The organism is Segatella albensis DSM 11370 = JCM 12258 (assembly GCF_000426565.1).
GTDB lineage: Bacteria > Bacteroidota > Bacteroidia > Bacteroidales > Bacteroidaceae > Prevotella > Prevotella albensis.
On record NZ_AUFP01000005.1, the window covers coordinates 212,728 to 227,290 of the forward strand.

General features: G+C 39.8%; 16 protein-coding genes. 8 read left to right on the forward strand and 8 right to left on the reverse strand.

What is annotated here, in order from left to right; genetic code table 11:
- Positions 1-20 precede the first annotated feature (20 nt).
- From K333_RS0103895 to K333_RS0103915, 5 genes are all read right to left on the reverse strand, one after another.
- A complete protein-coding gene (locus K333_RS0103895; protein WP_024989358.1) occupies positions 21-557 on the reverse strand; it encodes an RNA polymerase sigma factor in 537 nt (178 codons plus the stop codon).
- Positions 554-2,008: a L,D-transpeptidase scaffold domain-containing protein gene (locus tag K333_RS0103900; RefSeq protein ID WP_024989359.1), complete on the reverse strand. Its 1,455-nt coding sequence runs from the start codon at positions 2,006-2,008 to the stop codon at positions 554-556. The genes K333_RS0103895 and K333_RS0103900 overlap by 4 nt, the downstream gene beginning before the upstream one ends.
- Positions 2,009-2,100: 92 nt before the next feature.
- The gene (locus K333_RS0103905; protein ID WP_024989360.1) at positions 2,101-2,409 is read right to left on the reverse strand and encodes a T9SS type A sorting domain-containing protein; all 309 of its coding nucleotides are present in this window, start codon (positions 2,407-2,409) and stop codon (positions 2,101-2,103) included.
- A 171-nt stretch (positions 2,410-2,580) separates the two neighbouring features.
- Positions 2,581-3,060 carry a cytidine deaminase gene (gene cdd, locus K333_RS0103910; protein ID WP_024989361.1) on the reverse strand — a complete coding sequence of 160 codons (480 nt, stop codon included), beginning with the start codon at positions 3,058-3,060 and terminating at the stop codon, positions 2,581-2,583.
- Between the two features lie 3 nt (positions 3,061-3,063).
- Complete coding sequence (locus tag K333_RS0103915) at positions 3,064-4,494, reverse strand: right-handed parallel beta-helix repeat-containing protein (protein ID WP_024989362.1); 1,431 nt, start codon at positions 4,492-4,494, stop codon at positions 3,064-3,066.
- Positions 4,495-4,713: 219 nt separating this feature from the next.
- On the opposite strand from K333_RS0103915, the gene rpsA reads away from it, so the two are divergent.
- Entirely contained in the window at positions 4,714-6,486 is a 1,773-nt protein-coding gene (rpsA, locus tag K333_RS0103920; RefSeq protein ID WP_024989363.1) for a 30S ribosomal protein S1, read from the forward strand.
- 823 nt (positions 6,487-7,309) lie between these two features.
- On the opposite strand, the gene K333_RS11890 is transcribed toward rpsA, so the two are convergent.
- Positions 7,310-7,993, reverse strand: coding sequence for a DUF134 domain-containing protein (locus tag K333_RS11890; RefSeq protein WP_081657198.1), 684 nt, complete (start codon positions 7,991-7,993; stop codon positions 7,310-7,312).
- A gap of 200 nt (positions 7,994-8,193) precedes the next feature.
- Between K333_RS11890 and K333_RS0103930 the strand changes: the two genes are divergently transcribed.
- From K333_RS0103930 to K333_RS0103960, 7 genes are all read left to right on the forward strand, one after another.
- Entirely contained in the window at positions 8,194-8,397 is a 204-nt protein-coding gene (locus tag K333_RS0103930; RefSeq protein ID WP_024989364.1) for a DUF362 domain-containing protein, read from the forward strand.
- Complete coding sequence (locus tag K333_RS0103935) at positions 8,394-8,963, forward strand: 4Fe-4S binding protein (RefSeq protein WP_024989365.1); 570 nt, start codon at positions 8,394-8,396, stop codon at positions 8,961-8,963. The genes K333_RS0103930 and K333_RS0103935 overlap by 4 nt, the downstream gene beginning before the upstream one ends.
- 4 nt (positions 8,964-8,967) lie before the next feature.
- Positions 8,968-9,360, forward strand: coding sequence for a C-GCAxxG-C-C family protein (locus K333_RS0103940; RefSeq protein ID WP_024989366.1), 393 nt, complete (start codon positions 8,968-8,970; stop codon positions 9,358-9,360).
- Positions 9,361-9,367: 7 nt separating this feature from the next.
- The gene (trxA, locus tag K333_RS0103945; protein ID WP_024989367.1) at positions 9,368-9,850 is read left to right on the forward strand and encodes a thioredoxin; all 483 of its coding nucleotides are present in this window, start codon (positions 9,368-9,370) and stop codon (positions 9,848-9,850) included.
- Complete coding sequence (locus tag K333_RS0103950) at positions 9,847-10,212, forward strand: MarR family transcriptional regulator (RefSeq protein ID WP_024989368.1); 366 nt, start codon at positions 9,847-9,849, stop codon at positions 10,210-10,212. The genes trxA and K333_RS0103950 overlap by 4 nt, the downstream gene beginning before the upstream one ends.
- Before the next feature lie 83 nt (positions 10,213-10,295).
- Positions 10,296-10,739: a hypothetical protein gene (locus K333_RS0103955; RefSeq protein ID WP_024989369.1), complete on the forward strand. Its 444-nt coding sequence runs from the start codon at positions 10,296-10,298 to the stop codon at positions 10,737-10,739.
- Positions 10,740-10,785: 46 nt separating this feature from the next.
- The gene (locus K333_RS0103960; protein WP_024989370.1) at positions 10,786-11,526 is read left to right on the forward strand and encodes a precorrin-2 C(20)-methyltransferase; all 741 of its coding nucleotides are present in this window, start codon (positions 10,786-10,788) and stop codon (positions 11,524-11,526) included.
- Positions 11,527-11,559: 33 nt separating this feature from the next.
- On the opposite strand, the gene K333_RS0103965 is transcribed toward K333_RS0103960, so the two are convergent.
- Positions 11,560-13,047, reverse strand: a complete 1,488-nt coding sequence (locus K333_RS0103965; protein ID WP_024989371.1) for a TolB family protein — start codon at positions 13,045-13,047, stop codon at positions 11,560-11,562.
- Between the two features lie 58 nt (positions 13,048-13,105).
- Positions 13,106-14,485, reverse strand: coding sequence for a DUF6057 family protein (locus K333_RS0103970; protein ID WP_024989372.1), 1,380 nt, complete (start codon positions 14,483-14,485; stop codon positions 13,106-13,108).
- Positions 14,486-14,563: the final 78 nt, after the last annotated feature.

Below are 14,563 nucleotides of genomic sequence, written 5' to 3' on the forward strand. Positions count from 1 at the left end.
CGTGACTAACCTTACAAGGTTTAATCATGCGTCTTAAAATATTCTGTAATTTTCTTCACGGCCAAATGATATGATGCTTTTAATGCTCCTTCTGAAGTACCGAGAATCTTACTGATATCAGAATACTTCATACCATTATAATACTTTAATGTGAAAACTGTACGCTGTACTTCTGGCAGACTTGCAATAGCATCTTGCAACATTGCTTGGGTTTCATCACCATCAAAATATTCATCGGCCAACAATCGATTAGCTACGGAGCCTTCGATTTCATCTGTTGAGATCTTCTTTTTCTGTCGACGAATAAAGTCTAGACTTTCATTGATTGCGATACGGTATAACCAAGTGGAAAGAGCTGACTTTCCTTCGAAATTTCTTATATTCTTCCATACCTTGATAAAAGTATTCTGCAGCACATCACTTGCATCATCATGATCAAGAACTAGATGACGAATCTTCCAATATAGCTGCTCTCTATACTGGATTACAAGTATCTCGAAACCTTTTGTCGCAGTATCGGGATTACTTATTAACCGGACTAGTTCGTCATCTTTCATCTATAATTTTTCAAATACCTATAAATAACATCATCATATCCATATACATCAGGATAGAAAACTAAGTTTCCATTTATATCTGGATAAATTGTGAAATAGGTAATAAAAAGTGGGATTTGTGGCTCTACCGGTAAACTCGACAGCAACCATTTCTTTTTGACGGTGTCTGAGTTTATAGAATCCACTTCCATAGAATATCTTAGTTTATGAATCGTATCCTCATCCTTATTCTTCAATAGGAATAGGGCAAGATCGAAGGGCTTCTGCACACGCACACACCCATGGCTCACATCACGACTATCCTTGGCAAAAAAATCGCGGTTGGATGTATCGTGGAGGAATATTGAGAATCCATTATCAAAACGAAAGATTATTCGTCCGAGAGAGTTACCTTTTCCTCCTTTTTGGATAACCAAGAAATCCTTATCCTTCAGCATATTATAAGTAACTTGCTCTATCGGAATAGTTTTCCCCGTCTTGCGATAACGAACATAATAGTTCTGACTTTCAAACCAACGTCGATTTCCTACATGGTGAACAACACTTTTCTCTATGATACTACGTGGCATGATCCATTGAGGATTCACATCCATACGCTTGATCCAACTGGAGAGTAAAGGTGTTTTCGTGTTTTGTGTACCACAACCGACACGCATGGTTAGTTCCTTGTCGCCGTCAATAGCTCGTAGACGATACGAAGGGATATTCAACAATACATATTTCTTATATCGCTGGGGATAGTCTTTCAACCGCCAACGCAAACGTTCCATATTACACAAGATGCGAATGCGCTTCTCCGGGTCTGCTGTCGACTGTAACAGACGACCGAGTTGCTTATACATCGGACTTGTAGGTTGTATCTCATGAAGGAATATGGACACACTATCATTATAAATCTTACGGATTGCCATTGGCCAAAAATCCTTCCCTGCATGTTCCATATGAACATCATACAAAGTACGATAACGTACTGGCGAAGAATCTTTTACGGCATTTGGATCCATTGGATCTAAACGATTAAAAACATAGGTTGGGTTCATATATCCAAACCTTTGCCCAGAAGAATAACGCAGATATGCTTTCGTCAGATTATATTCCAGCCGGCCCATAATCCGATTGATAGAAACACCTTGTGGGATGTCTAAATTCCTGATACAAGACAAATCTTTCTCTATCTGATGTACACGAAATTTCTCAGGAGAAAAGCCTTCACCGCTTAGAGTGTGCAAATACTTCAACAGACTGTCAGCCCGACAGTCTACCCCATGGCGATCTATCCATAAGAATGCACCATCATTCATATAATAGCTACGAGTACGATAATCTGCTGTCGTAGAATCCACATCATTGCGGATCATTCTATCTAGTTGTTCCCGAATACGATGAGAGTTTAATGTCAATGAATCATAAGAAAAGGCAGCATAACTTCCTAACGTAAGTTGATGATTCATGTTTTCTACTTTGTCATGACAACTGCACAACAAAATAGCAAATATAATAGATATTAGATTTTGTAACTTCACTAATCAATCCACTCCTTCTATTAACATACAGAAATCTTCCTTACTGTATTTCCTACCTTAATTATATAACATCCCTTTAGAAGATGCAAATCATAAGTTTTATCATTCCCCTCTACTCGGAAACTGGAAACGCACTCGCCTGCCACATTGTATATAGATAACAGGAGACCATTTCCACCCGATACATGAAGACGACCTGCCGTATAGCTAATACCAATCTCTTGAAAGCCAGAACTGACTATATCAGCAACTTCCATAGCCTTCACACCTATTGGGATCTCCCCGAGAAGGGATATCGAAAACATGATAGCAAGCCATTTATTCTTCATCTGTATTGTTCCTTCAGATTAAACTATCTGCAAATATAGATAAATTCAGAATCAATAAATGACGAACAAATGGAATTTTATCATTTATTAGCAATAATTTAACAATACGCTATTCCGCCTTAACAGGGCAGTTCGTGCCCATTTTACTTTCTAGGCACAAACTGCTTCTCATTATCGCATATTCGAGTCTACAAACGAGAATGGCAACAGATCTTTTACGCTATTCAACACGTAAACACCATCTGTTCCATACAAGAGAATGCGTACTGGTTGCTTGTATCGGTCTTCTATTTCCAAGATTACCTGTCGACAACTGCCACAAGGGGTTATCGGATCTTTCATGAATCCGTTATCGTTACGTGCTGCTATCGCCAAGGTCTCTATAGAAAATTCTGGATGCTGGGCTTGGGCTGCGAAGATTGCTGTACGCTCAGCGCAAAGACCTGATGGGAATGCGGCATTCTCCTGATTAGCGCCTATCATGATAGAACCGTCAGAAAGTCGGATGGCTGCTCCTACATGGAAATGACTATAATTACAATAAGAATGATCGGTAGCTTTGCATGCTGCCTTAATCAATTCCTGGTCTTTCTCGTTTAACTCTGTCAACTGAGCAAACTTATAATTAATCTCAATTTTTAAATCTTTCATTTCTTACTCTTTATATTCAAAACATCCTAAATCTGGCTCTTCATCCCGAACTCTTCCCGTACAATCTGTCGGCAAAGAGGTTTCCCGATTACCTTTACCTATCGCAGCAGAAGTTTTCGCTAAATGAAAATCATACTTGAAATGTTTTGTGTCTATATTTACAAAATGTTTTTCTCCATACTGTATTGTGTCTTTCACATCTTCGTAATATACGTGGACGAAATGTGAACTGTCTGATGTTTCTACCTGAGGTGTGCGAATCATGCAGTCTTCGAAATAATAGTTCCACTTGGTCGAATCTTCGCCAACTTCTCCCTTCAGTTCATCATCTCCATATCCGGTAATAATACTGTTTTTTACACTCAATCGCCAGTCAGACTTTCTCGCTATAAGATGCAAGGCTGCTCCCCTTCGCGCACTAAACGGATAGAATTGTGCCAGCGTACAATTATTGAATGTTACATAGCCCCCATCCACCATCACGCAATCGTTCTGCGCATTGGTAATCTGACAATTCTGTACATTGATCTGAGAATCGTACAACTTCAATCCATACCCTTGACAGTTATGAATAATAGAATGATCAAGTACCAACTTATCAACTCTTTGAGCCGAGGTATCGCAAACGATTCCATCATAGGCCCCATGAATATCTGCATAGTTGATGTTATTGCCATAAGAATCCTTGGAGAACCTGATACCGCGCCATCTTCCCGGTGTATCATCGTATGACAAATCGATAAACAAACAATCCAAACGGTCGCCACGAAGCGTCACTCTATGTTCCTTATTTCCTTCTATTCTAAGAGTCCCTTCTACCGTCAAAGCAGCATTTTCATGAAAAAACAATCGTTCGCCGGCACCAATCGTCAAGGTTGCCCCCGGAGCCACATGAATTCCTCCATAGACCACAACCGGGGATTCTGACGATAATATTGTGTCACGATTCACATTCAACGAGTGCAGAAGTATCGCGTCCCAGCTCCACGCATTCAGTATCACCTTCTGTTTCTTCCCTCCATTTAGAGTAAACTCTAACGCATCAGAAACTTTTCTCGGCGTTTTCTTGCCTCCCTGAAAAGCGGTCAGCTCAACATAGGCACGAACGCTATCATTCTTTCTCACCTCGATACCATCAAACTGGAAACCATTTCTCACCAAGTCTATGCCATCAACATTGACACGAAACCCCGACTGGTTGCCATCTTTCAGCTTTACCGAGAACTTAAGGTTGGCATCCGAATGGTTATAAATCCAAAAAGAACGAGTCACGGAAGGAACATGAGAAAAAAGCGTATCCATCTCGATTGTATCTTTAGAGAAAGTCAACAAACAAACCTCAGATGATGAAAAAGACTCATCATCCACACACGACACAAGTGATGTCGCAAACAATATACCTAATATATATATAAGCCGACCAATTTTTCTCATGCGCGTTAATAACGATAGCATTGCAGATTTATTGCATAGACAGCAAAAAATATCGCCTTTAAATGTTAAAAATATATAATCACAACAAAACTCTTTCATTTTCAGCATGTTATATCATGATATTTATGTAATTTTGCACCCGATTTGGGTGAAGTGTGCCCAGATACATATATAATCAATATAAAGTCAAACTTTATTAATTTTTAATTTATTTAATTTATGTCAGATTTTAAGAACGTTCAGCCATTGGACAACTTCGATTGGGAAGAATTCGAAAATGGCGCAAGTTCAAGCGTCAAGAAAGCCGACCTTGAGAAGGCTTATGACGAAACCCTTAACAAAATTCAGGAGCACGAAGTAGTAGAAGGAACTGTAATCTCTGCTGATAAGAAAGAGGTTATCGTAAACATCGGCTACAAGAGCGATGGTATCATCCCTGCTTCAGAGTTCCGCTACAACCCAGACCTCAAAGTTGGTGACAAGGTAGAGGTTTATGTAGAGGATCAGGAAGACAAGCGTGGCCAGTTAGTATTGTCTCACAAGAAGGCTCGTTTGGCTAAGAGCTGGGATAAGGTTAACGCTGCTCTTGAGAATGAAGAGGTTATCCAGGGTTACATCAAGTGTCGTACCAAGGGCGGTATGATCGTTGACGTATTTGGAATCGAGGCCTTCCTTCCAGGAAGTCAGATTGACGTTCACCCTATACGCGACTACGATGTATTCGTAGGCAAGACTATGGAATTCAAGGTTGTAAAGATCAACCAGGAGTTCCGCAATGTTGTTGTTTCTCACAAGGCTCTTATCGAGGCTGAGTTGGAAGCACAGCGCAAAGAAATTATCGGTAAGCTCGAGAAGGGTCAGATCCTTGAGGGTACCGTTAAAAATATCACATCTTATGGTGTATTCGTTGACCTCGGTGGTGTTGACGGACTTATCCATATCACAGACCTTTCTTGGGGCCGCGTAAGCGATCCTCACGAGGTTGTAACTCTCGACCAGAAGATCAACGTTGTAATCCTCGACTTCGATGAGGAGAAGAAGCGTATCGCTCTTGGTTTGAAGCAGCTTACTCCACACCCATGGGATGCTCTTGATGCAAACTTGAAGGTTGGTGATCACGTTAAGGGTAAGGTTGTCGTTATGGCAGACTACGGTGCATTCGTAGAGATTCAGCCTGGCGTAGAGGGTCTTATCCACGTATCAGAGATGTCTTGGAGCCAGCACTTACGTTCTGCTCAGGAATTCATGAAGGTTGGTGACGAAGTAGAGGCTGTTATCTTGACTCTCGACCGTGATGAGCGTAAGATGAGCCTTGGTATCAAGCAGCTTAAGGAAGATCCTTGGGAGACTATCGAGGTTAAGTACCCTGTAGGTAGCAAGCACACCGCTAAGGTTCGCAACTTCACTAACTTCGGTATCTTCGTAGAACTTGAGGAAGGTGTTGATGGTTTGATCCATATCAGTGACCTTTCTTGGACTAAGAAGGTTAAGCACCCTTCAGAGTTCACTTCAGTAGGTGCTGAAATCGACGTTGTAGTTCTCGATATCGATAAGGAGAATCGTCGTTTGAGCCTTGGTCACAAGCAGCTCGAGGATAACCCTTGGGATACTTACGAGACTCTTTACACTCCAGGTTCTGTACACCATGGTAAGATCACTGAGATGATGGATAAGGGTGCTGTTATCACTCTCGATGAGGGTGGTGAAGGCTTCGCTACTCCTAAGCATCTTGTAAAGCAGGATGGCACTCAGGCTCAGCAGGGCGAGGAACTTGACTTCATGGTAATCGAGTTCGTTAAGGATACTAAGCGTATCATCCTTTCTCACTCTCGTACATTTGAGGAGGTTAAGGACGACTTCAAGCCAGCTCGCAAGCACACAGCTCACAAGGCAGAGGCTCCTGTTATCAACAATGTTGCTGCAGGTACAACTCTTGGTGACCTCGACGCGCTTGCTAAGTTGAAGGAAGAAATGGAAAAAGGTAACAAGTAATTGATACCTTAACTTATATGAATAGGGCGTATCTTTTTTGATACGCCCTATTTTTTTATCATCTCGCCTACCCTACGAGAACTGCCCCACAGCAAGACAGATAAAAATTGTCATTCGTATAGCTTTACACTAGTTTATCCATTAATATCAAGGTCATAAAACCAAGTAGCAATGCGTATGTGGCCTGTTTCTGATAGGCATCACAGGCAACAAGAATTCTGAGGCTGAACCTAATCCGGAACTTCAAGCAAGGCAATGTCAATCGAGATAACTACACAAAATTAATCTCCTTTATCTACATATGAAAGAATATAAACAGAAAAAGAACTATTAATGGAATATTTAACATTCTATTTTGTAATATTTAAACCTTTATCTTGAAACTGTTAAAAGAAAATATGTCCTGTTTTCTATCTCATCTAGAACTTTTTAGGGACTTTTAATCTCTCATAAATATGGAAAATCCTCCTCAAAAAGTTGATTTTCTGAATGAAGTTAACTTCATCGACTTACGAAGTTAACTTCGTAAGTTGACGCAAATAGGTATGTAGCCTTGCGCAGTTAACTGAGAAAGCCAATATTCCTGTATATTTTGATGATCAAATCAGAAAGCAAAAACATAACAATCTGATTATCAACCAGTTGTATTTTATCTACAATTCGTAAATTCATAATCAACTTATCATTAATTCTAATTTCGCGAATTATGAGCACCTTTTATCAGTGGGAAATTAAGCAATGAAAGGTTCGTTAAACTTTGGTGAGCAGGTCATAATGCTATAATAAAAAAAAGCGATAGAACAAAATCTATCGCCGTCTGCCCTTATTCATGATGATGGTCGCAATGATGATGACAACTACTGTCACCATAGACGATTGTTCCACCAAGATATTGGCTCAGCACTTCATCAACAGCAATAGTTGGAGCACCGCCATGCACTTGGATTCCCAACTGATTAAGCATATTTACAGCACCTTGTCCCAAACCGCCACAAAGTACATCAGTAGCACCTTGAGCAGCTATAAATCTAGGCATTGCACCATGCTCATGCTCAGGAGCCTGCATAACAACAGATTCCTTCACTTCGCCATTTTCAACTGTCACAAAGGTCACTTCCGGTGCTTTTCCGAAATGCTGCCATAGTTTACCCTCACATGTAGGGATTGCGATTTTCTGATTCATAACTTGTATATTTGTTTTTTGTTGTTGATAAATCTTGAAATCAATATTATCGTTAGTAATTACAATACGTTTTCCTTCAACTAGTGCAATAGCCAATTTTTTACGCGCACATGCATAGATTCTTGTAAGCGTAGGACGGGATATATTCATCTGCTCTGCTGCTTCAGCCTGCATCTTTCCGTCATGATCTATGAGACGTATCACTTCATACTCATCATATTTCATCTGTACGCATTCACCCTTTGAGCAACAACGTCCGTAAGGTCGAAAGCCCGATATTACGGGAGATTCTGATACTATTCTGTTATGTTTTGGTCTTGCCATATAATAAACTCATTATGAACGTACGTTCGTAAATACAGAGCAAAGTTAAGAAATAATTACGAACATATGTTCATAATAAGTATTTATTTTCCGCATCACATTCGTAAATTATGTTAAGAATACAATTATTTTCCACAAGAAAATTGTTTAATAATAATATATAGCATATATTTGCAAATATTTCCAACGGAAAATAATATATGAGAATAAGTAAATATAAAGCAGAAGTAGAAACAGATCACTGTGTAGCCTGTGGTGTATGCATGAAAGTTTGTCCCCAAGAGGCTATAACAATTTATAAAGGATGCTACTCCTTAGTAGATGAAGACAAATGTATAGGCTGCGGCAAATGCGAAAAGGCTTGTCCTGCCGGAGCTATCCATAAAGTATTAAGAGCAGTATGAAACAGAATAAATGGTATGACTATATGTGGATTGTATCGGCAGCATACTTCACAATAGGATTTTTCAACATTGTATTTGCGTGGTTAGGTATGATTTGTATGATCATTCCTCTGATCATCGCAGCCACTAGAGGCAGTAAAACTTGGTGTAACAACTATTGCGGTCGTGGGCAACTGTTTATGCATCTAGGTAACACATTAGGTATGACACGACGGAAACTCGCTCCTCGCTGGCTATCCTCTCACTGGTTCAGAAATACCTTTCTGATATTCTTCATGTTCTTCTTTATACAAATGCTGGTTTTTACCATCATGGTAGCAAAGGGAACAAGAGAACTACATGAGACTATTCATCTGCTATGGACATTTGATGTACCTTGGCATTGGGCATACCCTGTAGCGGTAGAGCCTTGGGTGGCTCAGTTTGCCTTCGGACTATATGGTATCATGCTCACCTCGCTTATCGTGGGAGTCATTCTCACCATAATATATCGTCCACGCACATGGTGTACATTCTGTCCTATGGGAAATATGACACAAATGATATGTAAAGCAAAAAACAAATAACAATATGGAATCAAGAATAGAAAAAGCGGTAGAACGAAAGGTAAAAGGATACAACTGCGCACAGGCCATAGCTTGTACATATTGCGACTATGCCGGTATGGATGAGGAAACGATCAAGAATGTCACCAATGCTTTTGGTGTAGGAATGGGATGTATGGAAGGCACCTGTGGCAGTTTGGTAGGCGCAGGCGTCGTACTAGGTTTGAACCGTAAGGATAAGGTGCAGTCAATGAAGGATATGCGAACCATTATGGAGAAGTTCAAAGCTCGCAACGGTAGTACTATTTGCAAGGAACTAAAGGGTGTCGCAACTCATCAAGTACTTCGTCCATGCAATGATTGCGTGGCTGATGCGGCAGAATTTCTTGAGGAACAACTAAATATAAAAACAAAATAAAGAAACAATGAAGACAAAAATCATCATCGCTGCGATACTCGGCCTAACTATTTTACCCATGAGTTGTAGAACAAAAAACGAGAAGAAAACGACTATAGTAAAGGAACAAACAAATAAGGAGGAAAAGAAAATGAACGTAAAAGAATTGACTTTAGAATCTTTTAAAAATAGCATCATGGATTACGAAGCTAATCCTAACGAGTGGAAATTTAAGGGTGAACGTCCTGCTGTCATCGATTTCTATGCTGTATGGTGTGGACCATGCAAAGCGACAGCGCCGATTCTAGAATCATTGGCAAAGGAATATGACGGGCAAGTAGATTTCTATAAGGTGGATATTGACAAACAACAAGAACTTTCTACAATGTTCGACATACGTTCCATCCCTACACTTCTCTTCATTCCTAAGGAAGGGAAACCTCAAATGCAGGTTGGAGCGATGGATCACACACAGTTAGAGAACGCCATTAAAAGTATTTTACAGAAATGAACAAGGAATGTCTATGCCACATCAGAAGTATCTATCGAATGATAAGTACTTTTGAACAGACACTACAGAAGCAGTTTGGTCTCAATATCAATGAGATCATGCTGCTTTGTATCATATCTGACAATAGAAATATCTCTTCTGGTGAGATCGCTAAAGAGATGGAACTCACCCACTCCAACACTTCTAAGGTTTTAGCTTCTCTCGAGAAAAAGAAACTGATTTGCCGTCATGCCTGCAAGGAGGATCTGCGATGTATGAAGTTCAGTATCACCCAAAATGGCGAGACCTTATTGGCCGGCATCAACTGTGACCATGTAGAATTGCCCGAATGCCTCAAAGAGTTAATATCAGCAGGAAAATGAGAAATATTAGAAAGTGCACTTCTTTAGGCAAGATTTCTGTTTTTTCTGCATTATACTAAAAAATAGACAAAAATAATTAGTATATGAAAAGTATCAAATTCTTAACAATATTCATCTTTGTACTCCTTACGATGATTTCATGCACAGGAAGTAAGGACAGTATTAAATTTAAAGAGGCTTATCACTATTTCTATCGCAATGATGCACCTCAAGGTGAGCAACTTCTAAGACTACAAAGTCAGAAAGAACTGGACAATTACTTCGGAAGTGCAACTGTTATGGGCAAGGATGGCGCTCCAACAAGCATCAATTTCGACAAATATTTTGTTATTGCTAAAGTGTTGCCGGAAACAAATCATGCTACTGAAATCAATAACATCAAATTGACTCACGATAACAACAGAATCATATTGGGATATAAAACCAAAACTCATGGAATGACATCTCAAGATTATAACATACGCCCTACAGTCCTTCTTCTCGTAAACCGAAAATATATTGGTTCTGAGATAACAGAAAAGAGATGAGAAGGTGGAAAATAAAAAGATAAATATCAAAATATTAACAATATAAATGAAAATATACCCTATATCTTTTGTTTCTTTAGGTCCTGGAGATCCTGAAATGATTACACTTCAAGCACTGGAAAGATTGAAAAATGCCGATATGATTTTTCTTCCCACTACAGAGAAATCTATAGACAATATATCCATCAAACATTTAAAAGAGAGCAAAGATACTTATAGGATAGTTTCAAGAACTTTTGATATCATAAAAGCACACCAGATAACTTCTGATGTAATGCTTTATTATCTTCCCATGTCTCGAAATCGAGAGAATACGCTCGTTGTTTACAATACACTTGCACAAAAGGCAATAGACTTACAGAGAACTGGAAAGAAGGTAGTTTTCGGTGTAGAAGGTGATATTACGATCTATGGTTCAATTCACTATATGCTTGACACTCTAAAATCGAAAGATATTGATATAGAACAGATTGCTGGCATCAGTTCCATCTCTGCTGCGGCTTCTATGGCTAATCTTTCGTTAGTCAGCCAACAAGAAAAACTTGTTGTTCTTCCAGGTACTTTCGATGAAGATCTGCTCAACAACTTACTCTACGACAACCATACCGTAGTTATAATGAAGTTATCTGCATGTCGTGATAAAATCATAGCATTTATACAGAAAAATCCACAGTATAAATATGACTATTTTGAAAATATCGGAACCTCTGAACGAATCCACCTACAACAACCAAAAGAAATAGAGCAGCGTGAGCTGCCCTATTTCTCCCTTATCATCATTCGATAATTTAGATCTCTATACTAAGAGAGCGGGATCGTCTTAGAACCTCGTTTCTATACGTTCATCGCTCTCTATAACCTCACCAGCCTTACGAGCATTCAACTTCACCGGTTTTAGAGTGAAATCTGGTGTGTTATACGAATACATTAACCGGCGATAATACACCAAAGGATTCTGCTGAGGCAACAGAAACGGTTTGGTCACCTTACCATGGTCATCGATACTCGAGAAATAAATTCGTGTATATAGCCCGTCATCTCTACGACTTGTAAAGAAGAACCAATGACTGTTTATATTCCAATTATGCAGGCTCTCCGACCGCTTACTATTTACATCCCTCAACGGACGATTCTCACCAGTCTTCAAATCTAGTAACCATAAATCGCTCTCATTGTGCCACACGGAGAAATAGCCATAATCCATTAATGTATACATGATATACCGCCCATCATATGATGGGCGTGGCCATGTGATGCTCTTGCCCATAGATGCTGCATCTATCAAAGTATCTACCTTGTTACCAAATTTCCCCGTAGCGGCATCAAAGGATATGCGACAGAGGTTATAACGTTGTTTCTTATAATCTTCTGGATATATCTGTTGACGGGCTGATACAAAATATAGACTTTTTCCATCTGGTGAAAAGACTGGAATATTCTCACTCCAATCTTTAGTCGAGATGAGAGAATCTGTAAGGATACGACGATGAGCGACATCATATACCAGCACATCCGACTTTTTATCGTACACCTCGATGCGCTCATGAGGCGTAGAATGAAACATCTGATGGGTATCGTTGGTAGAGAACGCACAGTAACGACCACTTGGATGCCAATATGGATACACCATTGAACCTCCGAGTTTTTCATTCTTTGCCTTCAACCATTCATCTCTGCCGTTATATCTTACAAAAGTAGCACCATGTTCACCACGCACATGGAAAGTAAAAGCATCAGGATTAGTACGATTACTGGTATGACAATTGATACACATTCCTGGTACCTGTGTATTTTCCAGAATTGCTTCTTCGTCAAAATTGCTCAGGTTGCGCTGATAGATACCCATCTTGCTGAAAATCTCATAACTTGGGGCTACTAGGCGATAGGTCATCCCCCACTCTCCCAACGTATACTTACTTACATACATTGAGAATGGTCGATAACTATACCATTCTCCAGACCGCTTCACATATACTTTGAATAAGAGTTGACCACCCCGGTTCTGAGCAACGAAGTCATGCCATTCATTCACATCAAAATGAGCCAGACAACCGGTACTCTTCAAGTTTCCACTTTTGGAGCCTTCAACCTCAACATAAGCATCTTCTTCATCAGCCTCAACAATATTGAAGTTCATAGGTGCAATACCTACGGGAATGGTCACACCGGCATAGTCGGGATAGATATGAGGCAGACGACTTTGCAAAATTGCATCATTAGGTCGGGAGCTACAAGCCGACAGGCCACATATAAGAAGTGACAATACGCTCACACTAACTATTGTGTATATCGAAGAAATCTTTTCCATATCAAAACATAGATTCAAAATTCTGTTATCATAGCATTTTACCCTTTACATAGACACATCAGATAAACATCGTATCCTTATGCGATAGATACTTACGCATCGGTCCATAGAGTGGATGCTGAAGAATAAGTTGAGGATGATCCACGAGATTCATCGTCTCGTCAGCCCACTCGCGATAATAGATTGTTTCTTGCAGCATCTGCAGATATTTACGAGCCACATCATATTCACCATTCACCAAATTCGTCTCGGCAAGTCGTTTGATCAGTCGCCCACTCTTTTTATAGTTAGGAATAAACTCGACACCTTCAAAAGCAAAACGCTGTGAAGCATTCACCATGTTCACCCGGAAATAGATTTCATTCAGCATCATCACGGTAAGTTCCGTTTTAGGCATACGGTTGGCACGTTTCATGAACATCAGCAACTGCTGATTTGTCATCTGCTGTTCTTTCCATTGTGCCAGTGCTACGGCACATTCCGCAGTACTTGACACAGGTGCCATTTCTGCTGATTTGTTGATGATATCTTGCCAACGCTGTGTTCGCACCATGAAATCATACTCGATATCATCATAAATATCGCGATCGTAAGCCAAAGGAAGGCTAATACCTACAACAATAGCCACAAGTAATGTTCCTAAAATGAGACGAGTTGTAATCGATATAGGAACCGATAGTTTTTGAACGACAGGCGACAAAGCTAACACCAACAACACAAGAGCCATCCAAAGATAGAGCCATATATCAAAACCTATAGGAAATCTGAAATAGTCGATGCCTTTCATTATCCGGGCTAAAGGATATGGTGCTATCCATGCACTGACATATGCACTCACGAGCACTACGCCTATGCCTATCACACCTATTATTATATCAATGGCCTTATGACGATTCGCAAATACCAAACCTATATATACTACTGGCATCAAGACTGCAATACCGAAAAGCCAAAAAACAGCAGTCGATATCAAGAGTAGATACAACAATCTGACAAGAGGACGGCGTGGAACAAAACACATCATTAGAAGCGACACTAAGATAGCCACAACATAAGTCATCAGTACATCCTCATCACTCATCACCAACCACAAACCCAGAGCAGGAAGAAAACTGAGTGGATAAAGCGCATCGCTCACCTGTTGCCTTATGATTATTCTCCAGCATAACTGTTGCACACCAGTAATAGCCAACGTCATAATCAAGGCTCCCAATGGGATGTTGTTAAAGAACTGTACCAAAAACTGTCCCAAATAACTAGCCATACCACCTGGGAATGTTAGATATTCCATCAGAAAGGAATCATTCCAGAGAAACAGTTGCATCTGTTCCTGATAGGCTAATACAAAAGGAAAACGAAACATCCAAAAAGCAAAGACGCAAATCGCAAAAAGAATAGCGAAACATTGTTTCGGATATTTACTCATGATATTTTTCATTGTCTTTCGATTATTTCGCAGCAAAGGTACGAAAAAAAAGACAATTGCGTTTCATTTCTTTGTATCATTCTCTTTGTC